We start from the raw sequence: 23,990 nt of genomic DNA, 5'->3' as shown, positions 1-23,990 counted from the left end.
TCATGTCCATTTCCGAAGCTCCCGTGATCTTCACCGCGCGCGGCCTGGTCAAGCGCTATGGCGGCGTGACCGCCCTCGACGGCACCGATTTCGACCTGCGTGCCGGCGAAATCCTGGCCGTCATCGGCGACAACGGCGCCGGCAAATCCTCGCTGATCAAGGCGCTGTCCGGCGCCATCGTGCCGGACGAAGGCGAACTGCACCTGGACGGCCGGCAGTTGCGCATGAAGTCGCCCATCGATGCGCGCCGCCACGGCATCGAGACCGTGTACCAGGACCTGGCCGTGGCACCGGCCATGACGATCGCGGAAAACCTGTTCCTGGGCCGCGAGATCCTGCGCCCCGGCTTTCTCGGCAAGTGGCTGCGCGTGATCGACCGGAAGCGCATGCTGGCCGAAGCGGTCAGCCACATGAAGGACCTCAAGATCGGCATCCGCTCGATGCAGCAGGCCGTCGGCACGCTGTCCGGCGGGCAGCGCCAGGGCGTGGCGGTGGCGCGCAGCACGGCCTTCGCCAAACACGTGGTGATCCTCGACGAACCGACCGCCGCGCTGGGCGTCAAGGAGGGCAACATGGTGCTCGAACTGATCCGCCGGGTGCGCGACCGCGGCCTGCCGGTGATCCTGATCAGCCACAACATGCCGCACGTGTTCGAGATCGCCGACCGCATCCACATCCAGCGGCTCGGCAAGCGCGTGGCCGTTGTCGATCCGAAGCACATCACCATGTCCGACACGGTGGCCGTCATGACGGGCGCCAAGGATCCCCGCGACCTGCCGGAGCTGGCCCATGCTTAAGGGGATCGACCCGCTGCTGGCGCCGGAACTGCTGAAGGTACTGGCGGAAATGGGCCATGGCGACACCATCGCCATCGTCGACGCCAACTTCACGGCCGCCACGCTGGGCCGGGGCAAGCCGTTGCTGCGGCTGCCTGGCATCGGCCTGGAGCGCGCCTGCAAGGCGGTGCTGTCGGTATTGCCGCTGGAACTGGAAGAGGGGCCGGTGGCCTTCATGGCCGTCTCCGACCAGCCGCGCGGCTACCGCTCGGCGGTGCAGGAGCGCGCGCTGGCCCTGTGCGACCACATGGGCGGGGCCGGTCACGAACGGTGCGAAGCGGTCGAACGCTTCGCCTTCTACGACCGGGTACGCAATGCCTTCGCCATCGTGCAGACCGGCGAAATGCAGCCGTATGCGAATATCCTGCTGCGCAAGGGCGTGATCGACACGGCAACGGGACTCTGATGAGCACGAATTACGAAGAAGAACGCGACTGGCTGCGCCCGCGCGGCTCCAACCAGACCGGCATGAGCCAGTTCAACGAGCGGGTGGTGCTGCAGGCGATCCGCCTGCACGCCAGCCTGCCCAAGGCCGACCTGGCCCGCCTGACCAACCTGAGCACGCAGACCGTCTCGCTGATCATCAACCGCCTGCATGAAGAGGGCCTGGTGAAGAAGCTGGCGCCCGTGCGCGGCAAGGTGGGCCAGCCTTCGGTGCCGATGGCGCTCGACCCGGACGGCGCCTTCTTCATCGGCATCAATGTCGGCCGGCGCAGCGTCGATGTTCTGCTGGTGGACTTTGCCGGCGCGGTGCGGGCGCGTTCCTCCCTGGCCTACCGCTACCCGGAACCGGAAACGCTGTTCGGGGAAATCGATACCCAGTTGCGCGCCATGCGGGCCACGCTGGGGCCGGGCAGGGCGGCGCGCCTGTCCGGTATCGGCGTGGCGGCACCGCTGGGGCTGGGCGGCTGGCAGGCCCTGCTCAACAGCGATCCCGGCCAGGCCGACCAGTGGGGCCGCATCGACATCCGTGCCCGCATCCAGGCCATGACGACGCTGCCGGTGGCCTTCGCCAAGGACACCATGGCCGCCTGCGTGGCCGAACTCGTGGCCGGCCGCGGGCGCAGCGTGCGCAGTTTCATTTACGTCTTCGTCGGCACGTTCATCGGCGGCGGGCTGGTACTGAACAGCAGCGTGCATGCGGGCGCGCACGGCAATGCCGGCGCCCTCGGTTCGTTGCCGCTGCAAGTGGCCGCCCACGACATGCGCGCACTGCCAGCCCAGCTGCTGAGCGCCGCCTCGCTGTTCAGGCTGGAGCAGATGTACGCGGCCGCCGGCCTCGATGTAGGCGCCACCTTCGACGAACGCGCGCTGCAGGCACCCTGGCTCCCTCATACCGAGGCCTGGCTCGACGACGCGGCACGCGCGATCGCGCTGGCGATCCACAGCGCCAACTGCCTGCTGGACCTGGACGACGTGGTGATCGACAGCTCGGCCCACGCGCAACTGCTCGCGCGCCTGCTGGACGCCGTCCATGCCGCCCTGGCGTGCTACAGCTGGGAAGGTACCCAGCGGCCCAACCTGCTCGGCGGCACCATCGGCGCCGATGCGCGCGCCGTCGGCGCGGCCCTGCTGCCGCTGCACGCGAACTTCGCGCCGGACCGCGAGCTGTTCCTGAAAATTCTGAAATCCGGAGACACCCAATGGCAGTCAATGCAGTCGTAACGTATGGCGAAGCGCTGGTCGACATGATCGAAATGCCGGACGGCCGCTTCGCCGCCGCGCTGGGCGGCTCGGTATGCAATTTCACCATCGCCTGCGCACGCCAGGCGATGCCGGTGACTTACCTGAATCCGCTGTCCGTCGACAGCTTCGGCAACGGCTTTGCCCGCCTGCTGGACGATGCCGGCGTCACGCTGGCCAGCGCACAGCGCAGCAGCCATCCCACGTCGCTCGCCATCGTCACGCTCGATACCGGCGGGAGTCCCAGCTACGCCTTCCACCGCGAGGGCGTGGCCGACCGCGACATCACGCCGCAGCAGGCGTGCGCCTTGCTTCCGTCCACGCCCCGCCTGTTCCACACCGGCGGCCTGGCGCTGCTGCCGGCCGACCTGCAGAAGACCGAACAGGTCATCGCCGCGGCGGCGGCGGCCGGCGCGCTCATATCCCTCGACGCGAACATGCGGCCGCTGGCCTGCCCGGACCTGGCCGGCTACGCGGCCGGCGTGCGGCGCGTGCTGGCACAGGCGCACCTGGTCAAGGTCAGCGAGGAAGACTTGCAGCACCTGGGCTTCGACGGACTGGCGCCGCTCGACGCGGCACGCCTGCTGCTGGCGGCGCCGGATACCTGCCTGGTTGCGCTGACGCTGGGCGCGGAGGGCGCGGTGCTGCTCACGCGCAGCGCCACCGTGAACGTGGGCACGCCCGCCGGCCTGGCGGTGATCGATACGGTGGGCTGCGGCGACTGCTTCGTGGCCGGGCTGGTGCAAAGCCTGGCCCAGGCGAACCTGCTGGCACCGGCGGCGCTGGCGCAGGCCGATGCCGCCACGCTGGAGCGGGCTGGCCGGCGCGCGGTGGCCACGGCCAGCCTGAACGCCATGCGCGAAGGCTGCAAGCCGCCCACGGAAGAGGAAGTGACGCGGTTCCTGCGCGGCGCCGAAGTCTTGGCCGCCTGACGGGATCCGATCCGCGACACGGACCCGGCGCGCGGCGCGCGGCGAGGCAGGGCCGCCCGGCGGCCGCCGGCCAGCGCGGCGCGTCGGGCGGATGCAGCTGGCACCTTTCTTGCATCGCAAATGGCTTCATTGCGCACCGCACAGGAGGGTACGATGGCTCACCAATTCGCATCAACATTGCGCGTGCTGCTCGCGCTGGCGCTGCTGCCGGTCGTTACCGGCGCCGCGGCAGCCAGTTCATTGGGCTCCGCGGTGGCCGGTGCGCCATCGCTGTTCGTGCTCGCGGTGGCGGAAGCCACGGGCGACGGCAAGGAGGCGAGGCGGGAAGCGGAAGCACGGCATGGCTCCGGGCCGGAACCATCGGCAGGGGACAAGGAACGCAACCGGCAAGCCGCCGCGCAACCCGCGCCGCAAGGCCGCCCCGGCGGCGTCGACCTCCAGGACGACAGCAAAGTCGCGCTGCGCTGAACGCGGCAGGGCACCGCGCCAGTGCGCGCGTGCCTCGCGGCGGGGAAGCACGCCCGTTTTCGGGCATCACTCCCTGAACGGATTGCGCTCGTTCAGCTCATCCATGTAAGCATCGATCCCGCCGCTTTCCCGCTCCAGGAAACGTTCCACCGCATCGGCGAACGCCGGATGCGCCAGCCAGTGCGCGGACCAGGTGCGCGTGGGCAGGAAGCCGCGCGCCATCTTGTGCTCGCCCTGTGCGCCGCCCTCGAAGGTGGCGATGCCCTGCTCGATGCAGAATTCCAGCGGCTGGTAATACGCGGTCTCGAAATGCAGGCAGGGCACGTGCTCCAGCGCGCCCCAATAGCGGCCATACAGCGTGTCCGCGGTATGGATCAGCAGCGATGCGGCGATCGGCTCGCCATCGCGCTCGGCGATCACCAGCAGGATATTTTCCGGCATCGTGGCGCCGATGCGCTGGAAGAAGTCGAGGTTCAGGTACGGCGACGAACGGTGCTCGGCGTATGTGTTGCGGTAGCAGCGGTGGAAGAAACGCCAGTCCGCGTCCGTGGCGTCCACGCCGCGCACGCGGCGCATCGTCACGCCGGCCTCGCGCACTTTTCTCCGCTCGGCGCGGATGTTCTTGCGTTTCTTGTGCTCCAGCGAGGCGAGGAACGCCTCGAAGTCCGCATAACCCGCGTTCAGCCAGTGGAACTGCACGCCGCTGCGCAGCATGAAACCGGCGCCCTGCAGCGTCTCGGCCTGCGCCTGCGGCGGATACAGCACGTGGGTGGATGACACGCCCACCGCCTCCTGCTGTTCGCACAGCAGCGCGACCAGCGCGGCGCGCGCATTGTCGTCACGCGCCATCAGCCGCGCACCCGTTACCGGCGTAAACGGAATCGCCGACAGCAGCTTGGGGTAATACTCCACGCCGTTGCGGTGATAGGCATCGGCCCAGGCCCAGTCGAACACATATTCGCCGTACGAATGGGACTTGACGTACAGAGGCAGCGCGGCGGCCAGCTCGGTACCGTCCCACAGCGCCAGGAATTGCGGCTGCCAGCCGGTTTTCTCGCTGGCGCTGCCGGATTCATGCATGGCGTGCAGGAAGGCATAGGACAGGAAGGGATTCGGTGCGCGGCCCGGCTCCTGGCAGGCCAGCAGCGCGGTCCAGGCGGCTTCGCCTGCCTGCGACAGCGAAGTAAGGACGGCGGTTCGAAAGCTCATCGGAACATTGTACGGGAGTTCGGCGCGTGGCGCCGGCCGCGTGCCGCCATGGCCGGCAGCGGAATAATCCATCCGGCCGCTGTTTGAATGAGCGGTGCCGGCGGGAGCCGGCGTCATTAATATCTCGCCAATCAGGCTGGTGATTATTTTTATCTCAATGATTATTTTCCTGGCGCCCCGGCATAATCGTCGGACTTTAATTGTCGCCAATAAAAATGTTATCGAGACTGACTCCCGTATTAATAGCCGCGATCGGTGTTCCCGCGCTCGCGCAAGAGGCGCGGCCAGCGCCTGCGCCGGCGCCGGCCACGCCGCCGGCCGAGGAGAGGCCGATAACGAAGGTGGAAGTCAACGGAACCCCGGAAGATTATGATCCGCGCCGTGACGATACCGCGAGCAAGACGATCATTTCCAATGCGGAGATCATGAAATACGGCGATACCAATGTGTTCGACATATTGAAACGCGCGCCGGGCGTTACCGTGATCGGCAACAGCGTGCGCATGCGCGGGCTCGGTAACGGCTATACGCAATTCCTGGTCAATGGCGAACGGCCGCCGCCGGGCTTTTCACTGGAAAACCTGCCGCCGGAACAGATCGAGAAAATCGAGGTGATCCGCGCCGCCAGCGCCGAGTATTCGATGCAGGCCATTGCCGGCACGGTCAATGTGGTGCTGAAGAAAGTGGTGGCGAAGACGCAGCGCGACCTGCGGGTAAACGTATCGCATGCCGACGAGCAGAAGGATGCAATGCTGCTCGGCACGCTGGCCGACCGCGCCGGCAACCTGTCGTGGTACCTGAATTCGGTGATCGGCCGTTCGCTGCGCGATACGCCGAGCGGCGGCACCGACGACTTCACCACGCCGCAGGGTACCTTGTCGCAACTGCGCGACTGGAACCGCAGGGCAGCGGCCGGCAACACCTTTTTCGGCGTGCAGCCGCGCCTCTCGTGGAAGCTGCCCGGCGACGAGCAGCTCAACGTCAACGGCTTCGTGCAGGTGGGGCGCGCGAAGAGCGACTACGCCACCGCGTACACGAACCGGATCGGCCGTTTCGCCACGATCGACTATGCCGATTCGACCAGCCGCAACAGCGACCGGTCGCGCTTCTTCGGCCTCGAGGCGAACTGGGTGGCCAGGCTGGCCGGCGGCAAGCTCGATGCGAAGGTGAGCACGTCGCAAGGGCGCACGCATGGCGATTCGGCGACGGACTGGAGCACCGCCGACGATGCCGTCACGCGGCTGCGCGACGTCGATACGCGGGCCCGCCACGGCACATGGAGCAGCACCGGCAAGTACTCGCGCGCGATGGGGGAAGGCCATGCGCTGTCGGCCGGCTGGGAAGTCAACCGGCAGCAGACCACCGAGGACGTGTTGCGCGTGGAAGAATTCGCCGGCGCGGCGCCGGATGTCTTCCCCGAGCGCTTCAGGCCGCGTGTGCTGCGCTACGCCGCCTATGGGCAGGACGAATGGAACGTGACGAAGGACTGGTCGATCTACCTGGGTGCGCGGTGGGAAGCCATCCGCACGGACAGCGAAGGCACCGGCCTGCAGGCCACGCGGTCGAAGAGTCACGTGCCAAGCCCCGTGGCGCAGACGCTGTACAAGTTCCCGGACAAGAGCGGCCGCCAGTTGCGCATGGCGCTGACACGCACGTACAAGGCGCCGACGATCCAGCAGCTGACGGCGCGCCGCAACGAATCGGCCGAGAACACGCGCTTCAATCCGGATTGGAGCGGCAACCCGGACCTGCGCCCCGAACTGGCGAACGGCATCGACCTGACGTACGAACATTTCTGGACGCCGGGCGCGGTATTCTCGGTGGGCACGTCGCAGCGGCGCATCCGCGACTACATCCGCCTGCGGCTCGCCCGGGACAGCCGCGGCCTGTGGCTGAACCAGCCGCTGAACGATGGCAATGCGACCGTGCGCTCGCTGGACGTGGAACTGAAGTTTCCCCTCAAGGCGGTGATGAAGGACGCGCCGGCGGTGGACGTGCGCGCCAGCGTCAACAGGAACTGGTCGCAGGTCGACACGGTGCCGGGCCCGGACAACCGCCTCGACCAGCAGGTGCCGCTGACGGCGAACCTGGGCATCGATTACCGCGGCGCGAAAAACACGCTGGGCGCCAGCTTCGCGTACCGGCGGGGCGGCCCGGTGCGCGTGTCGGACGAGCAGACCGTGCGGCAGTTCCAGCGCCGCGACCTGGATCTGTACTGGCTGGTCAAGTTCAATCCCGGCCTGCAGCTGCGCGTCTCGCTGAACAATGCACTGGGCGAGGATACCTATGGCTACTCGCGCTACGAGGATGCGGCCGGCGTGGGCCGGAGCACGAGCTGCACGCAGGGTTCGGCGCGGCTGGGCGCCAATCTCGAGCTCAAGTTCTGACACGGGGGTGCCGGCGCCGCCGCGGTCGGGGGCGGCGCCCCGCCCGGAAGGGATCACGCCGGCGGAAGGTCGATGTTAAAATCTTCGCCAATCCCGTGAAGAACCTTCCCCATGCCGCAATCCTTCCACAATCTGTACACCCATGATTTCGTCCGCGTCGCGGTCGGCGTGCCGCGCTGCCGCGTGGCGGACCCGCTCTACAATGCCGCCCAGACGATCGCGCTGGCCGAGGGGGTGGCGGCGAAGGGCGGCGTGCTGGTGGCGTTCCCGGAACTGGGCCTGTCGGCCTATACCTGCGACGACCTGTTCCACCAGCGCGCGCTGCTCGACACGGTGCACGCGGCGCTGGACAAGATCGTCGAGGCGTCGATCCGCATCCCGGTGGCGATGATCGTCGGCATGCCGCTGCGCGTCGATCACCGGCTGTTCAACTGCGCGGTGGTGGTGTCGAACGGGCGCATCCTGGGCGCGGTGCCGAAGGTCTACCTGCCCAACTACAACGAGTTCTACGAAGCGCGGCAGTTCAGCCCGGCCGACGAGGCGGTGTCGACGGAGATCGAACTGCTGGGCCAGCGCGTACCGTTCGGCGCCGATTTGCTGTTCCAGGCGGCGAACGTGCCGCTGCTGCGGTTCCACGCCGAAATCTGCGAGGATGTGTGGGTACCCGTGCCGCCGTCGTCGTATGCGGCGCTGGCCGGCGCCACCGTGCTGGTGAACCTGTCGGCCTCGAACATCGTCGTCGGCAAATCCGATTACCGGCACCAGCTGGTGGGGCAGCAGTCGGCTCGCTGCATGGCGGCGTACCTGTATTCGTCCGCCGGCCGGGGCGAGTCCACCACCGACCTGGCGTGGGACGGCCAGGCGCTGATCTATGAAAACGGCGAGATGCTGTCCGAGGCGGAGCGCTTCCAGGACGATTCGCACGTGATCTTCGCGGACGTGGACCTGGAGCGGCTGTCGCGCGACCGCATGCGCACCAACACGTGGGGCGACTCGGTGCGGCGCCATGCGCAGCAGGTGGCGGCCTTCCGCGTGGTGAAATTCGCGATCGAGCTGCCGGTGCAGGACGTTCTGCCGCTGCAGCGCGCGGTCGCCCGTTACCCGTATGTGCCGGCCAACCCGGCCGTGCGCGACAAGCGCTGCATGGAGGTCTACAGCATCCAGGTGCAGGCGCTCGTGCAGCGGCTGTCCGCCAGCGGCATGAAGAAGGTGGTGATCGGCATCTCCGGCGGCCTGGATTCCACGCACGCGCTGCTGGTCTGCGCCAAGGCGATGGACCGCCTGCAACTGCCGCGCACGAACATCCTCGCCTACACGATGCCCGGCTTCGCCACCAGCAGGCGCACGCTGGACCAGGCGCGGAAACTGATGGACTTCGTCGGCGCCACGGCGCACGAGATCGACATCCGCCCGAGCTGCATCCAGATGCTGAAGGATATCGGCCACCCGTACTCGGAGGGCAGGGAAGAATACGATGTCACGTTCGAGAACGTGCAGGCCGGCGAGCGCACCAGCCACCTGTTCCGGCTGGCCAATCACCACAACGGCATCGTGGTGGGCACCGGCGACCTGTCCGAGCTGGCGCTGGGCTGGTGCACGTACGGCGTGGGCGATCATATGTCGCACTACAACGTGAACGCCAGCGTGCCCAAGACGCTGATCTCGCACCTGGTGCGCTGGGTGGCCGAGAGCCGCCAGTTCGGCGAGGCCGATTCGCAGGTGCTGATCGATGTCGTCGACACGGAGATCAGCCCCGAGCTGGTGCCGGGCAAGGCAAATGACACCGCGCCGGCGCAGAGCACGCAAAGCGTGATCGGCCCCTACGAACTGCAGGACTTCAACCTGTATTACACGCTGCGCTTCGGCTTCGCGCCAAGCAAGGTGGCCTTCCTGGCGCTGCATGCGTGGAAGGACCGTTCCACCGGCGCCTGGCCGGACGATGCGCACGTGGTGCGCAACCAGTATGCCCTCAAGGACATCAAGCATAATCTCGGCATCTTCCTGCGCCGCTTCTTCCAGACCAGCCAGTTCAAGCGCAGCTGCGTGCCGAACGCGCCCAAGGTGGGCTCGGGCGGATCGCTGTCGCCGCGGGGCGACTGGCGCGCACCGAGCGATTCGGAATCGGTGGTGTGGCTGGAAAACCTCAAGACCGTGCCGGATGCCTGACCCAACAATTTCTATAAGGAGAATGCCATGAAACAGATTACCGCCGTTATCAAGCCCTTCAAGCTGGACGAAGTGCGCGAAGCGCTGGCCGAGGTGAACGTGACCGGCCTGACCGTCACCGAAGTCAAGGGCTTCGGCCGCCAGAAGGGCCATACCGAGCTGTATCGGGGCGCCGAATACGTGGTCGACTTCCTGCCGAAGGTGAAGGTGGAAGTGGTGGTGGACGACGGCGTGGCCGAGCAGGTGGTCGACGCCATCATCAAGGCCGCCCGCACCGGCAAGATCGGCGACGGCAAGATCTTCGTGCAGAACGTGGAGCAGGTGGTGCGGATACGTACCGGCGAGACGGGGCCGGACGCCGTCTGATTTTAGTGTCGGACACCATTTCGAGCTTGCTTGAAATGGTGTCCGACACTGGTTCGAGCTTCATGGTCTCCCGACGCGCAGGTCGAATTTCCACGTGATCAGCCGCAGCAGCGTGATCGTTGCGGCGGATGACCACAGCGCGATATCTTCTGTCACGTTCACCTGCCGCAGCAGGATGTACAGCCAGCAGCCGAAGAATGCGCAGATCGCGTAGGGCTTGCCGTCCCTGAACACCATCGGCACCTCGTTGCAGACGATGTCGCGCAGCACGCCGCCGAAGATCCCCGTGATCACGCCCATCATCGCGGCGATGAAGATCGGCATCTGCGCCGCCAGCGCCTGCGACACGCCGGCCACGGCGAACAGCCCCAGCCCCATCGCATCGGCCACCACGATCAGGCGCTCCGACACGATGTGCCGCAGGTGCTTCATGAACGGCGCCACCGCCAGCGCCAGCACGAACAGCAGGATGGTGTATTCCTGGTGCTGCACCCAGAACAGGGGCCGCTTGTCGAGCAGGATGTCGCGCAGCGTGCCGCCGCCGAACGCGGCGATGAACGCCACGATGATGACCCCCACGATATCCATCCGCTTGCGCCGCGCCTCCACGAATCCCGAGAACGCCCCGACGAGGATCGCGATCACTTCGATGACGGTAACGAGGGAAACGTGCGGGACGATTTTCATGCGGGCTCATCAGGGGAGGATGGGCACAGGTTAACAGAAAAGGAAGACTGCAAGGGGAAAAGCGGTGGCCCGTGCAAGGGCAGGAGCCGCTGAGTTAAAAGCGGTGTCCGACACCAGGTCCGGTGGAGCCGCTGGTTTCGGACACCGGCCTTCTGGTGTCGGACACCGGTTTTCATTGGAAGCATCCGGGAGAAAACCGGTGTCCGACACCGATGAAGCCGGTGTCCGACACCATGCCCGGACACCACGCCCGCAGGAATCGCCGCCTCAGCGCTCCGGCCGCAGCGCGGCCCGCAGCAGCACGATCAGCGCGCCTTCGCCGCCCTCGGCGGCATGCGCCTGGCAGAAGGCGATGACGCCGTCGGTCTGCACCAGCCAGCTGTGCACCATCGACTTGAGCACGGGTTCGCCGCCGCGCGAGCCGAAGCCGCGACCGTGGATCACGCACACGCAACGCTGGTTGCGCTGCACGGCGCGGCCCAGGAAGCCGGCGAGGGCGTTGCGGGCATCGTCGCGGCGCAGGCCGTGCAGGTCGAGCTCGTCCTGCACCGGCCAGTAGTTCTTGCGCAGCCGCTTCATCACGTCGCTGCCGACCCCGGGGGCGAGGTAGTTCAGCGACGGTTCTTCTTCCATGTAGTGCTCGACGCCGAACAGGTCCGACAGCGATTCGCGCAGCACGGCCGCATCGTCGTTCTTTTGCTCGGTGGCCGTCAGCTTGCGCTTCGGGGCCGGCGGCGGGGCGATGACGGGCTTGGGCAATTGCGGCACGTAGCGGTTCGACTCCGGCAGCTTGTTCACGCCCTTCATCGTGGTACGGAACATGCCGGCCTCGGCCACTTTCTGCTTTTCGCGCTCGATGCGCGCGGCTTCCTCGGCAAGGCGCTCGGCCTCGGCCGCGGCGCGCTCGGCGGCCCCCTCCTTGAGCTGCTTGCCGAGAACCTTCAGGTCTTCGAAGCTTTTCAATCCGCGCGCCATGTGACTTTACTCCTGCGCTTCCAGGTAACGCTGCGCATCCAGCGCGGCCATGCAACCCGTGCCGGAGCTGGTGATGGCCTGGCGGTACACATGATCCTGCACGTCGCCGGCGGCGAACACGCCCGGCGCCGACGTGGCCGTGGCCATGCCTTCGGTACCGGAGCGCGTCTTGATATAGCCGTTATGCATGTCCAGCTGGCCTTCGAAGATGCCGGTGTTCGGCTTGTGGCCGATTGCCACGAACAGGCCGTGCACGGAAATTTTCGATTGCTCGCCGTCGTTGGAGAGCAGCGTCAGGCCGGTCACGCCGCTGTCGTCGCCGTTCACTTCGTGCAGCTGGTTGTTCAGCTTCAGCTCGATCTTGCCTTCGGCAACCTTGGCCATCAGGCGGTCGATCAGGATCGGCTCGGCGCGGAACTTGTCGCGGCGATGGATCAGCGTGACCTTGGTGGCGATGTTGGACAGGTACAGGGCCTCTTCGACGGCCGTGTTGCCGCCGCCGATCACGGCCACTTCCTGGCCGCGGTAGAAGAAGCCGTCGCAGGTGGCGCAGGCCGATACGCCGCGGCCCATGAACGCTTCCTCGGACGGCAGGCCCAGGTACTGGGCGGAGGCGCCGGTGGCGATGATCAGGGCGTCGCAGGTATATTCGCCGGCATCGCCGACCAGGCGGATCGGTTTTTCATCGAGCCTGGTCGTATGGATATGGTCGAACACGATCTCGGTATTGAAACGCTCGGCGTGCTGCAGCAGGCGCTGCATCAGCTCCGGACCCTGCACCCCCAGCGGATCGCCGGGCCAGTTTTCCACGTCCGTCGTCGTCATCAATTGGCCGCCCTGTTCGACGCCGGTGATCAGCATCGGCTTCAGGTTGGCACGCGCGGCATAGACCGCGGCGCTGTAGCCGGCGGGACCGGAGCCAAGGATCAGGACGCGGGCGTGTTTGGTAGTGGTCATGGAAGCTTCTCTGCGAATTGGGGAAATAAAACCGAAAATGGGAGTTCGAGCCTATATGGAGGCATCGCCGGAACGCACAAGCGGTTCGGTCAAGCAAAGTCAGATTATAAGCGAACCCCCGCATTCTTGAATTGAGAGGCCGGAATAGGCCCGGATGCCTTAAAATAAGCGCAATAGAAATAATTACCTTAGCGCAACACGTTTGCGACAAAATCCACCACAGTTGTAGTCATGAGTAAAACCACGCAACAGACGAGCAATTCTTACCGGCGCACGGCAACCGAAAGACAACCGTTGCCGAACCGGCTCGTGCGCCTGCTGTCGGAGGCGCGCTGGTTCGCGCTGGCCGTCGCTTGCCTGTATTTCGTATTGATCCTGGCCAGCTACCACAAGGGCGATCCGGGCTGGTCGCATGCCAGCCTGGTGCCGAACGTGGTCAACCTGGGCGGCCGCGGCGGCGCCTGGCTGTCCGACCTGATGTTCTATATCTTCGGCTTTTCGGCCTGGTGGTTCTGCGTCTACCTGGTCCGCTTCGTGTGGCGCGGCTACCGCCGGCTGACGAACAAGTTCGTGCTGGAAAAGGAAGAAGACGAGGAGCACAGCCACGAAGGCATCATCCGCCTGATCGGCTTCGTGCTGCTGCTGACCGGCAGCATGGGCCTGGAATACCTGCGCATGTATTCGCTGCCCGTGCAGCTGCCGCGCGCGCCCGGCGGCGTGCTGGGCCAGCTGGTCGGCCATGCCGCCCACGTGGGCCTGGGCTTCACGGGCGCCACGCTGATCCTGCTGCTTCTGTTCGGCATGGGCACGTCGCTGTTCTTCCACGTCTCGTGGCTGACGGTGGCCGAGCGCATCGGCGGGGCCATCGAAACGGCCATCGACTGGGTCATCATGCGCTACGAGGACCGCGAGGATCGCCGCCAGGGCGCCGCGGCCACCGTGAAGCGCGAGGAAGTCGTCGTCAAGGAACGCGAGAAGCACGTGGAGAAGCATCCGGAGATCCTGCCGCTGAAGGTGGAACCCCAGATGCTGGTGGTGCCGAAGCCCGAGCCGGTCGAAAAGGTCGAGCGGGTGCCGAAGGAAAAGCAGCCGTCGCTGTTTACCGAAACCGAGCTGCCGCGCGAAAAGCCGGTGGTGTTCCAGAATATCGAGAACACCGACCTGCCGCCGCTGGCGCTGCTGGACGAAGCCCCGCCGGCGCAGGAAACGGTGTCCATCGAAACGCTGGAATTCACCAGCCGCCTGATCGAGAAGAAGCTGTCGGACTTCGGCGTGGAAGCCAAGGTCGTCGCCGCCTATCCGGGCCCGGTCGTCACGCGCTACGAGATCGAACCGGCCACCGGCGTGAAGGGCAGCCAGATCGTCAACCTGGCCCGCGACCTGGCGCGTTCGCTGTCGCTGACCTCGATCCGCGTGGTCGAAACGATCCCCGGCAAGAACTACATGGCGCTCGAGCTGCCGAACATGAAGCGCCAGATCGTGCGCCTGACCGAGATCCTCGGTTCGAAGGTGTACAACGACAGCGCCTCGTCGCTGACCGTGGCGCTGGGCAAGGACATCGCCGGCAAGCCGGTCGTGGCCGACCTGGCGAAGATGCCGCACCTGCTGGTGGCGGGTACTACCGGCTCGGGTAAATCGGTGGGCATCAACGCCACGATCCTGTCGCTGCTGTACAAGTCCGATCCGCACGATGTGCGCATGATCCTGATCGACCCGAAGATGCTGGAGATGTCCGTCTACGAAGGCATCCCGCACCTGCTGGCGCCGGTGGTGACCGACATGCGCCAGGCCGGCCATGCGCTGAACTGGGCCGTCAACGAGATGGAGCGGCGCTACAAGCTGATGTCGAAGCTGGGCGTGCGTAACCTGGCCGGCTACAACGCCAAGATCGCCGAGGCGCAAAAGCGCGAGGAGCACATTCCGAATCCGTTCTCGCTGACGCCGGATTCGCCGGAGCCGCTGGAAAAGCTGCCGACGATCGTCATCATCATCGACGAGCTGGCAGACCTGATGATGGTGGTGGGCAAGAAGGTGGAAGAGCTGATTGCCCGTATCGCGCAAAAGGCGCGCGCGGCCGGCCTGCACTTGATTCTGGCGACGCAGCGCCCATCTGTGGATGTGATTACCGGCCTGATCAAGGCTAATATCCCGACCCGGATCGCGTTCCAGGTGTCCTCCAAGATCGACTCGCGCACGATTCTCGACCAGATGGGCGCCGAGGCGCTGCTGGGCATGGGCGACATGCTGTACATGCCGCCCGGTACCGGCCTGCCGGTGCGCGTGCACGGCGCGTTCGTCTCCGACGAGGAAGTGCACCGCGTGGTCAAGCACCTGAAGCTGCAGGGCGAACCGAACTACGTGGACGGCATCCTCGAAGGCGGCACGCTGGAGGGCGAAGGGGGCGGCGGCGACGGTGCCGCGGCGGGCGAGGGCGGCGGCGAAGCCGATCCGATGTACGATCAGGCGGTGCAGGTGGTGCTCAAGAACCGCCGCGCATCGATCTCGCTGGTGCAGCGCCACCTGCGCATCGGCTACAACCGCGCGGCGCGCCTGCTGGAGCAAATGGAAAACAGCGGCGTGGTGTCGCCGATGCAATCGAATGGCAACCGGGACATTCTCGTTCCGGCCACGCCCGCAGAATAGGATTGATCTCATGAATCGTTTCATCATTGCCGCTTCCGTTTCGTTGGCTTTCGCGGTGTCGTTCGCGGGCGCGGCGCATGCCGCGGCGCTGGACCAGTTCAAGACCTTCGTCGGCTCGACCAAGTCGGCCCGGGGCGAATTCACGCAGACGTTGACGAAGAACGTCGACGGCGCGAAGAAGACCTCCGCGCCGTCGACGGGCACGTTCGTGTTCGCGCGCCCCGGCAAGTTCATCTGGACTTACCAGAAGCCGTATGAACAGGTGCTGCAGGCCGACGGCGACCAGCTGTACATCTACGACAAGGACCTGAACCAGGTCACGGTAAAGAAGCTGGGCGACGCGCTGGGCTCTTCGCCGGCCGCGATCCTGTTCGGCTCCAACGACCTGGAAAAGAACTTCACGCTGTCCGAGGCGGGCACGCGCGACGGCCTGGAATGGCTGAAGGCCGTGCCGAAGGCGAAGGACACCAGCTTCGAGCTGATCTCGATCGGCCTGAAGAACGGCCAGCCGGAAGCGATGGAGCTGAAGGATAATTTTGGACAGGTGTCCACGCTGGCGTTCCGCAAGTTCGAAAAGAACCCGCCGCTGGGCACGACCGCGTTCCGGTTCGATGTGCCGAAGGGCGCCGACGTCGTGAAGCAATAAACCAGGCGATAGAACCGATGGCCGATCTCTTCTCCACCGAGCCCCGGCAACCGCTGGCCGAGGCGTTGCGCCCGAAGACGCTGGACGAAGTGATCGGCCAGGGCCACCTGCTGGGCGAAGGCAAGCCGCTGCGCCTGGCGTTCCAGGCCGGCAAGCCGCATTCGATGATCCTGTGGGGCCCGCCGGGCGTGGGCAAGACCACGCTGGCGCGGCTGACCGCCAACGCGTTCGACTCCGAGTTCATCGCGCTGTCCGCCGTGTTCGCCGGCGTCAAGGACATCCGCGCCGCGATGGAACAGGCGCAGCAGAACCTCGACCAGTTCGGCCGCAACACCATCCTGTTCGTCGACGAGATCCACCGCTTCAACAAGGCGCAGCAGGATGCGCTGCTGCCGTTCGTCGAATCGGGCCTGGTGACGTTCATCGGCGCCACCACGGAAAACCCCAGCTTCGAAGTCAACTCGGCATTGCTGTCGCGCGCCCAGGTGTACGTGCTCAAGTCGCTGACCGACGACGAGATGCGGCAACTGCTCGACAAGGCGCGCGCTTCCGCCTTGACGGCACTGACGTTCGACGACGTGGCCGTCGACACGCTGGTCGGCTTTGCCGATGGCGACGCGCGCCGTTTCCTGAACCTGCTGGAGCAGGCCGATACGGCGGCCCGTTCGTCGCGCATCACGCACATCGACGCGAAGTTCGTCGAGAACGCGATGACGCTGAACGCGCGCCGCTTCGACAAGGGCGGCGACAATTTCTACGACCAGATCTCGGCGCTGCACAAATCGGTGCGCGGCTCGCACCCGGATGCGGCGCTGTACTGGTTCTGCCGCATGATCGACGGCGGCGCCGACCCGCGCTACCTGGCCCGCCGCATCGTGCGCATGGCCTGGGAAGACATCGGCCTGGCCGATCCGCGCGCGCTGACCATCGTCAACGACGCCGCCGAAACGTATGAACGGCTGGGTTCCCCGGAGGGCGAGCTGGCGCTGGGGCAGGCCGTCGTCTACCTGGCCATCGCCGCCAAGAGCAATGCCGGCTACAACGCCTTCAACGCCGCCATGGCGTTCGTCAAGAAGGACAAGTCGCGCGAGGTGCCCGTCCACCTGCGCAACGCGCCCACCAAGCTGATGAAGGAACTCGGCTACGGGCACGAGTACCGCTATGCGCACGACGAGCCGAATGCGTATGCCGCCGGCGAAACGTACCTGCCGGACGGGATCCCCGAGCCGCGCTGGTACAAGCCGGTGCCGCGCGGGGTGGAGGGCAAGATCGCCGAGAAGCTGGCGTGGTTGAGGGGGCTGGACAAGCAGGCGGGCGAGGATTGACCACCCCCATACTGATCACCGGATACTGACAACGGAGGGCAAGTGGCGGCAACACTCATCGGCAACACCCAGGTCCACATCGATGGCACCGGCCCCGACACCATCCTGATGCTGCACGGCTGGCCCGACACCGCCGCGCTGTGGGAGCCGCAAGCCGCCGCCTTCTCGCCATACTTCCGCTGCGTGCGCTTCACCTGGCCCGGCTTCGAGCCCGGCGCGCCCCGCAAGGAACACTCGCTCGATGCGCTGGTCGCCCTGTGCGAACAGGTGGTCCTCCAGGTCAGCCCCGGCAGGCCGGTCACGCTGCTGGTGCACGACTGGGGCTGCCTGTTCGGCTACAACTTTGCGCAGCGCCACCCGGACCTGGTATCGCGCGTGATCGGCGTCGATATCGGCGACGCGGGATCGAAAGCGCACCTGGACGAGATCGGCCTGAAGGGCAAGCTCGGCATCATGGCGTACCAGTTATGGCTGGCGGCCGCCTGGAAGATCGGCGGCGGCGTGGGTGAATCGATGACGCGTTCACTGGCCAGGAAGATGCGCGTGCCGGCCGCGCCGGAGGCGCTGACGGTCGCAAAGAACTATCCCTACTATTCGACCTGGACCGGAAAGTACAAGAGCAGCAGGCCGTTCCGCCCGTTGTGCCCGATGCTCTATATTTACGGCACGCGCAAGCCGTTCATGTTCCATTCGTCCGCCTGGGTGGCCGAGCTGGACGGCAAGCCGGGCAGCAAGGCCGTGGCGATGGACACCGATCACTGGCCGATGCTGCGCCAACCCGATTCCTTCAACCGGCTCGTGCTGGACTGGCTCGGGTCACCCATTTCCACGGAAAGCACACATGCATTACCTGCTGACTTATGAGCTCGCCGACGATTACCTGCAGCGCCGCGAGCAGTACCGCACTGAACACCTGAAGCTGGCTTGGGACGCCGTCGAACGCGGCGAACTGCTGCTGGCCGGCGCGGCGGGCGAGCCGATCGACAGCGCGCTGCTGGTCTTCACCATCGATGCGCCGGCCATTGCGGAAGACTTCGCCGCCGCCGATCCGTACGTCCGGCACGGCCTGGTCAAGCGCTGGACCGTGCGCAAATGGCACACGGTCGTGGGCGACCTGGCGAGCACGCCGGTGCGCTGATGCGTACGGCCAGTAACGCTTCCTTCAAACACGGGGCAGTGCGCAAATGACACATCGTTGTTGGCGCCCTGCCACGCAAACCGGTGTTCTGAAATTACTCCATCGCTTATGAAAACGTTTGGGCAAATCTTGAAAACGTTTGCGATCCGCTTAGTTCCCCGCCAGTAGTTCCATCCTGATTTCCATCAACTGCGCATTTGCGGTCCGTCAATCGGCAGAGATTGACGCGGCCTATTCTGTGCTTCGGGTCAGGTGAAACGTCACACTCGAATTCATGCGAATTTATGCGGAGCCCGCGCGGTTGCAGTTCATCCCGCGTTTTCCGCGCTTCGTCGCACGCCGGTGGAGACGCGAAAAGCCTTTAGGTACAGTGCAAACATCCCGGGCCGCCTCGCAGTACCAGTACAACCAAACCACCACGGAGCGCATCATGAATGCAATGAAACACATGGAAGCCATCTTCTTCGTCGTCGCCGCCATCGGTCTCGGCACCGCCTTCGTCACCAGCGAAACACAGCCGCTCGTCGTTTCCGCGGACCGTCCGCTGTTCATCCATCCGGACGTGCACATGCCGGTCGTGACGATCGCCGCAAAGCGCCTGACCCCTGCCGAGAAAAGCTGAGCCGATGTGTTGAACGGCCCGGCGGGGCCGTGCGCCGCGGGGGCGTAAAACTCAAGGGAAGGGGCGTCGTCTTGGTACAATTGCGGTTTCGACATTCGCGGCAATTTCCATGATTGACATCCAACTTCTCCGTAAAGACATCGACACCGTGGCCGCCCGCCTGGCGAGCCGCAAGTTCCAGCTGGACGTTGCCGGATTCAGCGCGCTGGAGTCCGAGCGCAAAGAGATCCAGACGCGTACCGAGGAGCTGCAGGGCAAGCGCAATGCGCTGTCGAAGCAGATCGGCATGTTGAAGGGCAAGGGAGAAGATACCTCCGCCGTGATGGCCGAAGTGGCCGGCATCGGCGACGGGCTCAAGGCCAACGAAACCGCGCTGGCCGACGTGCAGCAAAAACTCCAGGCATTCCTGCAGGCGGTGCCCAACCTGCCGCACGAATCCGTGCCCGTCGGTACCGACGAATCCGGCAATGTGGAAGTGCGCAAGGTCGGCACCCCTCGCGCGTTCGATTTCGAAGTGAAGGACCACGTGGACGTTGGCGCCGCGCTGGGCCTGGACTTCGACACCGCAACCAAGCTGACCGGCTCGCGCTTCTCCGTCATGAAGGGCGGCATCGCACGCCTGCATCGCGCGCTCGCCCAGTTCATGCTCGACACGCACACGGACAAGCACGGCTACACGGAGTGCTACACCCCGTACATGGTCAACGCCGATTCGCTGCTCGGCACCGGCCAGCTGCCGAAATTCGAAGCCGACCTGTTCTCGGTGAAGAAGGGCGGCGTGGAAGGCGAGGGCGAGACCTTCTACCTGATCCCCACGTCGGAAGTAACGCTGACGAACACCGTGCGCGACGAGATCCTGCCGGTCGATGCGCTGCCGGTGAAAATGACCGCGCACACGCCGTGCTTCCGTTCCGAAGCGGGCAGCTACGGCCGCGACACGCGCGGCATGATCCGCCAGCACCAGTTCGACAAGGTCGAGATGGTGCAGATCGTCCACCCGGAAAAATCTTACGAAGCGCTGGACGAAATGGTGGGCCACGCCGAAACGATCCTGCAGCAGCTGGGCCTGCCTTACCGCGTGTTGTCGCTGTGCACCGGCGACATGGGCTTTGGCGCCAGCAAGACGTTCGACCTCGAAGTGTGGCTGCCGGCGCAGAACACGTACCGCGAGATCTCGTCGCTGTCGAACTGCGAAGCCTTCCAGGCCCGCCGCATGCAGGCGCGCTTCCGCAACGCGCAGGGCAAGCCGGAACTGGTGCACACGCTGAACGGCTCCGGCCTGGCCGTGGGCCGTACGCTGGTCGCCGTGCTGGAGAACTACCAGCAGGCCGACGGCAGCGTCGAGATTCCTGCCGTGTTGCAGCCGTACATGGGCGGCCTGACCTCGCTGAAGGCGTGAGTCCATGAGCTTTAAAAAGCCCTTCCATTTTCCGGAAGGGCTGCTATAATCTTGCCTTCTCGCAGCAATGTGGGAAAGGAGAGGTGGCAGAGTGGTCGAATGTACTTGACTCGAAATCAAGCGATGGGGCGACCCATCCGTGGGTTCGAATCCCACCCTCTCCGCCAGAACAAGTAAAAAAGGCCATCCCTGCGGATGGCCTTTTTTATTTGTCTGGACGGAAGCGGGTGGGATTCGAAGACCCGCGCCTGCCAGCGCGGGGCTCTCCGAATCGCCCATCTGCTGGCGCTCCGCGCCAGCCTCGCGCGCCGAGGGCGCGCGGCGCCTGCGTCGTCTTTCGAGGAGGTCGGCAGGAGGACGGAAGCGGGTGGGATTCGAAGCCCCGCGCCTGCCAGCGCGGGGCTCTCCGAATCGCCCATCTGCCGCTGCTTTGCAGCGGCTTCGCCGGCGCTTCGCGCTGGCGCTTTTCCCCCTGACCGGGTTTTCAGTCTTCGAGTAGCCAGCGCTTTGCGTGCCTCGACCGCATTGAACAAATCCCACCGCCGAGGTTTGACGCGGAACAAATGTTGCTATAGAATCGTGCCTCTTGAGTTGCAACGAACTTTGTTCAGCTTGGGAGTGCAGGGCGTCGAGTCAGCGCGCTGTAGCGTCACCAGGAGAGGTGGCAGAGTGGTCGAATGTACTTGACTCGAAATCAAGCGATGGGGCGACCCATCCGTGGGTTCGAATCCCACCCTCTCCGCCAGAACAAGTAAAAAAGGCCATCCCTGCGGATGGCCTTTTTTACTTGTCTGGACGAAAGAGGGTGGGATTCGAAGACCCGCGCTTACCAGCGCGGGGCTCTCCGAATCGTCCATTTGAAGGTATCCCTGCGGATGGCCGTCGGCGCATGCGCCAACTTACTTGTCTGGACGAAAGAGGGTGGGATTCGAAGATCCGCGCTTACCAGCGCGGGGCTCTCCGAATCGTCCATTTGAAGGTATCCCTGCGGATGGCCGTCGGCGCATGCGCCAACTTACTTGTCTGGACGGAAGAGGGTGGGATTCGAAGACCCGCGCTTACCAGCACGGGGCTCTCCGAATCGTCCATTTGAAGGTATCCCTGCGGATGGCCGTCGGCGCATGCGCCAACTTACTTGTCTGGACGGAAGAGGGTGGGATTCGAAGACCCGCGCTTACCACCGCGGGGCTCTCCGAATCGTCCATTTGAAGGTATCCCTGCGGATGGCTGTCGGCGCATGCGCCGGCTTCATTTCTTTTCCAGCGCCGGCCCCCGCGTCCGCCCCGGCACCGCCAGCTTCACCACCCGATGCGTGCGCGCCGACTCGTAGATCGCCTCCATGATCCGCTGGTCCTGCAAGCCTTCCTCGCCCGGCGTGCGCACCTCCCTGTCCTGCTGGACGCATCGGGCAAAGTGGTCGATCATCAGCGTGAACTGGTTCTTTTCCCCGGCCTGGATGTCGCTGACCTGTTCCTTGCCGTCGACCACGCGGGCCACCCGCAGCTGGTTCCCGTGATACGCGTACGCAGGGTTCATCTCCGCCCAGGCGTCGGCGCCGTTCAGGCGGAACATCTGAGACTTGTGCACGGCGTAGCTGGTGGTGCAGGTGGCGATGAAGCCGCTGGGGAAGCGCAGGACGAACTGGCAGGATTCTTCGACTTCGCGGAAACGCGTATCGCCCGGCGTCGACCAGGTATTGCCGAACACTTCGACAGGTTCTTCGCCGCTGAGGAAGCGTGCCGCGTTGATGCAGTACAGCCCGATATCCGGCAAGGCACCGCCGCCGGCCAGCGCGCGCTTGAGGCGCCAGTGCTGCGGGTCGCCCATGTTCTGCGAGTTCACCGAATTGAATTCCTTCAGCGCCCCGAGCTTCCGCTCCTGCACCATCTCTCCCAATGCCCTGGCCAGCGGTTCGTACTGGCTGCGATAGGCGATCATCAGCTTGCGGCCGGCCTTGCCGCACGCCTCGATCATCTGCCGGCACTCCGCCGCGCTGTTCGCCATCGGCTTTTCGCAGAGCACATGCTTGCCGGCGCGCGCCGCGCGCACTGTATATTCGGCATGCATGTTGTTGGGCAGCGCGATGTACACGGCTCGTACTTCCGGCATCCCGGCAAGCTTGTCATAGTCCCGGTAATCGAGCACCGCGCTTTCGGGGATGTTGTACTGATGCGCGATCTTCAGGCCCTTGGCGCGGTCGCCCGTCACCAGGGCGACCGGCCTGGCGTGCTTGCATTGCATAAAGGCCGGCAGCATCTCGTTGACCGCGATGCGCCCCAGGCCGACGATCGCGACACCCACGCGCTGGTCCCAGGGATCGGCAGGCGGTTCGGTCTTTTCCGGCTTTTCGGACTTGTCGAAGATCGGCGCGAACGTGACGCGGTCCTTGTCGCTGGCCGCGGCCAGCGCCGCCGGCGTGGACAACGACGCCAGGGTTCCGACATAGCGCAGGAAATCGCGGCGCGGTGGCTGGCTCTGGTTCATGAGATGGCTTTCGCTATAAAAGAGGGGAGCACATCGTCGCATGGGGGGCTGAACGGCAGCGCCAGCTAGCTGCCGGGAAAAACCGGCCTGGCCGTTCAAAAAAACCACAACCAGGCCCGTTACCGGGCTCCTGTGCCGCCAGTCAGCGTTGCCCATCAGTTAAGCTTCACTCATCTTCGTCCACGCGACCGGACGATCCCGCAACCGGCATGGCCAATGACTGGAGTGAAAAGCAGCCGATGCATCCACCGCGACTTCCCGGCTTCCTGCGCTGCCTGTGGTTGTTGCACATGCACGGGACGGCCGGCGTCACGGCGTCTTCGTGACGACAAGTTATTGGCATGAATACACGGGTTCGTGTACGGCGCCATCGAGATCGAAGGCCTGATCAAGTTCAGCGGCCGCTGCGATGCCGACGAAGGGCACCGCCGTTTCTGAGCGGCGGGCATTTTCCTGGAAGGATCGAGACATGAACACTGCAAGCAAATCCACCACATCGGCCGCCGCTGCACGATTCCTGGCGGGCACCGCGGCCACGGCGCTCCTGTTGTCCGGCTGCGCTTCCGCGCCGGTTCCGGGGGAGGCCGCGAGCCAGCCGCCACTGGCCGGCACGGCCTGGCAGCTCGTATCGTACCGGGCGGGCGACGCCGCCGCCGCCGAACTCCGGCCATCCCGGCCCGATCAGTACCAGCTGCAGTTCGGTGCGGATGGCCGGCTGTCCGCGCGCATCGACTGCAACCGGGGTTCCGGCACCTGGAGCGCCGACGGTCCGGCCGGCGGTCTGGCACTGAGTCCGCTGGGCACCACGAAAATGCTGTGTCCACCGGGCCCGCTTGCGGGCCGGCTGCCTGCCGATATCGAAGCAGTGCGCAGCTACCGCATCGTCGACGGGCGGCTGCACCTGGTGCTGGCCGGCGGTGCCGGCGTCTACACCTGGGAACGCGCCCAGCCCTGATGCCTGCCCACCGGCGGGATTGCGCACCGCAGCAGAAAATATTGGCTGCGGCGTTGATTTATAGATAAGATCGCTACAACCCGTCGCTGGAGCCCGAATGTATCTCTCGAAA

Annotated in this window: 21 protein-coding genes and 2 tRNA genes; 18 read left to right on the top strand and 5 right to left on the bottom strand. The window is 65.4% G+C overall.

The genetic code is table 11. From position 1 onward, the window contains the following. Positions 1-2 precede the first annotated feature (2 nt). The 5 genes from GJV26_RS04575 (at position 3) to GJV26_RS04555 (ending at position 3,919) form a co-directional block, all read left to right on the top strand. The gene (locus GJV26_RS04575) at positions 3-797 is read left to right on the top strand and encodes an ATP-binding cassette domain-containing protein (RefSeq protein ID WP_155707794.1); all 795 of its coding nucleotides are present in this window, start codon (positions 3-5) and stop codon (positions 795-797) included. Continuing rightward, positions 790-1,242, top strand: coding sequence for an RbsD/FucU family protein (locus GJV26_RS04570; RefSeq protein WP_155707793.1), 453 nt, complete (start codon positions 790-792; stop codon positions 1,240-1,242). Before GJV26_RS04575 ends, GJV26_RS04570 begins: the two co-directional genes overlap by 8 nt. Further along, complete coding sequence (locus tag GJV26_RS04565) at positions 1,242-2,501, top strand: ROK family transcriptional regulator (protein WP_155707792.1); 1,260 nt, start codon at positions 1,242-1,244, stop codon at positions 2,499-2,501. The genes GJV26_RS04570 and GJV26_RS04565 overlap by 1 nt, the downstream gene beginning before the upstream one ends. Next, a complete protein-coding gene (locus tag GJV26_RS04560) occupies positions 2,480-3,451 on the top strand; it encodes a PfkB family carbohydrate kinase (protein ID WP_155707791.1) in 972 nt (323 codons plus the stop codon). The genes GJV26_RS04565 and GJV26_RS04560 overlap by 22 nt, the downstream gene beginning before the upstream one ends. Positions 3,452-3,604: 153 nt before the next feature. Next, complete coding sequence (locus GJV26_RS04555; protein WP_155707790.1) at positions 3,605-3,919, top strand: hypothetical protein; 315 nt, start codon at positions 3,605-3,607, stop codon at positions 3,917-3,919. 66 nt (positions 3,920-3,985) lie between these two features. Here GJV26_RS04555 and GJV26_RS04550 read toward each other — a convergent pair whose 3' ends face one another. After that, positions 3,986-5,128, bottom strand: a complete 1,143-nt coding sequence (locus GJV26_RS04550) for a GNAT family N-acetyltransferase (protein WP_155707789.1) — start codon at positions 5,126-5,128, stop codon at positions 3,986-3,988. A gap of 215 nt (positions 5,129-5,343) precedes the next feature. On the opposite strand from GJV26_RS04550, the gene GJV26_RS04545 reads away from it, so the two are divergent. From GJV26_RS04545 to GJV26_RS04535, 3 genes are all read left to right on the top strand, one after another. Then, complete coding sequence (locus tag GJV26_RS04545; protein WP_155707788.1) at positions 5,344-7,515, top strand: TonB-dependent receptor plug domain-containing protein; 2,172 nt, start codon at positions 5,344-5,346, stop codon at positions 7,513-7,515. A gap of 111 nt (positions 7,516-7,626) precedes the next feature. After that, positions 7,627-9,681, top strand: a complete 2,055-nt coding sequence (locus tag GJV26_RS04540; RefSeq protein ID WP_155707787.1) for an NAD(+) synthase — start codon at positions 7,627-7,629, stop codon at positions 9,679-9,681. Positions 9,682-9,708: 27 nt separating this feature from the next. After that, positions 9,709-10,047, top strand: coding sequence for a P-II family nitrogen regulator (locus GJV26_RS04535; RefSeq protein ID WP_107141586.1), 339 nt, complete (start codon positions 9,709-9,711; stop codon positions 10,045-10,047). A gap of 60 nt (positions 10,048-10,107) precedes the next feature. Here the strand turns inward: GJV26_RS04535 and GJV26_RS04530 are convergent, their stop codons facing one another. The 3 genes from GJV26_RS04530 to trxB all read right to left on the bottom strand — a co-directional run bounded on the left by GJV26_RS04530 (position 10,108) and on the right by trxB (position 12,666). Beyond that, positions 10,108-10,734 carry a trimeric intracellular cation channel family protein gene (locus GJV26_RS04530; protein ID WP_155707786.1) on the bottom strand — a complete coding sequence of 209 codons (627 nt, stop codon included), beginning with the start codon at positions 10,732-10,734 and terminating at the stop codon, positions 10,108-10,110. A gap of 267 nt (positions 10,735-11,001) precedes the next feature. Beyond that, positions 11,002-11,709 carry a Smr/MutS family protein gene (locus GJV26_RS04525; RefSeq protein WP_155707785.1) on the bottom strand — a complete coding sequence of 236 codons (708 nt, stop codon included), beginning with the start codon at positions 11,707-11,709 and terminating at the stop codon, positions 11,002-11,004. 6 nt (positions 11,710-11,715) lie between these two features. Beyond that, positions 11,716-12,666, bottom strand: coding sequence for a thioredoxin-disulfide reductase (gene trxB, locus GJV26_RS04520; protein WP_155707784.1), 951 nt, complete (start codon positions 12,664-12,666; stop codon positions 11,716-11,718). Positions 12,667-12,897: 231 nt separating this feature from the next. Between trxB and GJV26_RS04515 the strand changes: the two genes are divergently transcribed. The 9 genes from GJV26_RS04515 to GJV26_RS04475 all read left to right on the top strand — a co-directional run bounded on the left by GJV26_RS04515 (position 12,898) and on the right by GJV26_RS04475 (position 21,184). Beyond that, complete coding sequence (locus GJV26_RS04515; RefSeq protein ID WP_155707783.1) at positions 12,898-15,309, top strand: DNA translocase FtsK; 2,412 nt, start codon at positions 12,898-12,900, stop codon at positions 15,307-15,309. A 10-nt stretch (positions 15,310-15,319) separates the two neighbouring features. After that, the gene (gene lolA / locus GJV26_RS04510) at positions 15,320-15,955 is read left to right on the top strand and encodes an outer membrane lipoprotein chaperone LolA (protein WP_155707782.1); all 636 of its coding nucleotides are present in this window, start codon (positions 15,320-15,322) and stop codon (positions 15,953-15,955) included. A gap of 17 nt (positions 15,956-15,972) precedes the next feature. After that, positions 15,973-17,280 carry a replication-associated recombination protein A gene (locus tag GJV26_RS04505; protein WP_155707781.1) on the top strand — a complete coding sequence of 436 codons (1,308 nt, stop codon included), beginning with the start codon at positions 15,973-15,975 and terminating at the stop codon, positions 17,278-17,280. A gap of 42 nt (positions 17,281-17,322) precedes the next feature. Next, positions 17,323-18,144, top strand: coding sequence for an alpha/beta fold hydrolase (locus GJV26_RS04500; protein WP_229427900.1), 822 nt, complete (start codon positions 17,323-17,325; stop codon positions 18,142-18,144). Next, entirely contained in the window at positions 18,122-18,418 is a 297-nt protein-coding gene (locus GJV26_RS04495; RefSeq protein WP_155707780.1) for a YciI-like protein, read from the top strand. Before GJV26_RS04500 ends, GJV26_RS04495 begins: the two co-directional genes overlap by 23 nt. A gap of 430 nt (positions 18,419-18,848) precedes the next feature. Then, positions 18,849-19,040, top strand: a complete 192-nt coding sequence (locus tag GJV26_RS04490) for a hypothetical protein (protein ID WP_155707779.1) — start codon at positions 18,849-18,851, stop codon at positions 19,038-19,040. 109 nt (positions 19,041-19,149) lie between these two features. After that, positions 19,150-20,439, top strand: coding sequence for a serine--tRNA ligase (serS, locus tag GJV26_RS04485; RefSeq protein WP_155707778.1), 1,290 nt, complete (start codon positions 19,150-19,152; stop codon positions 20,437-20,439). A gap of 77 nt (positions 20,440-20,516) precedes the next feature. After that, positions 20,517-20,606: transfer RNA gene (locus GJV26_RS04480), tRNA-Ser, on the top strand. A gap of 488 nt (positions 20,607-21,094) precedes the next feature. Continuing rightward, positions 21,095-21,184: transfer RNA gene (locus GJV26_RS04475), tRNA-Ser, on the top strand. Positions 21,185-21,687: 503 nt separating this feature from the next. On the opposite strand, the gene GJV26_RS04470 is transcribed toward GJV26_RS04475, so the two are convergent. Beyond that, entirely contained in the window at positions 21,688-22,923 is a 1,236-nt protein-coding gene (locus GJV26_RS04470; RefSeq protein ID WP_155707777.1) for a Gfo/Idh/MocA family protein, read from the bottom strand. A 469-nt stretch (positions 22,924-23,392) separates the two neighbouring features. Here GJV26_RS04470 and GJV26_RS04465 point away from each other — a divergent pair, with 469 nt between their 5' ends. Further along, the gene (locus GJV26_RS04465) at positions 23,393-23,878 is read left to right on the top strand and encodes an META domain-containing protein (RefSeq protein WP_173346148.1); all 486 of its coding nucleotides are present in this window, start codon (positions 23,393-23,395) and stop codon (positions 23,876-23,878) included. The last annotated feature ends 112 nt before the right edge of the window (positions 23,879-23,990 follow it).

It is taken from the genome of Pseudoduganella dura (assembly GCF_009727155.1).
In the GTDB taxonomy this organism is placed as follows: domain Bacteria; phylum Pseudomonadota; class Gammaproteobacteria; order Burkholderiales; family Burkholderiaceae_D; genus Rugamonas; species Rugamonas dura.
The sequence above is the reverse complement of the archived record's forward strand: the minus strand, read 5'-3'. Positions and strand labels throughout refer to the sequence as shown.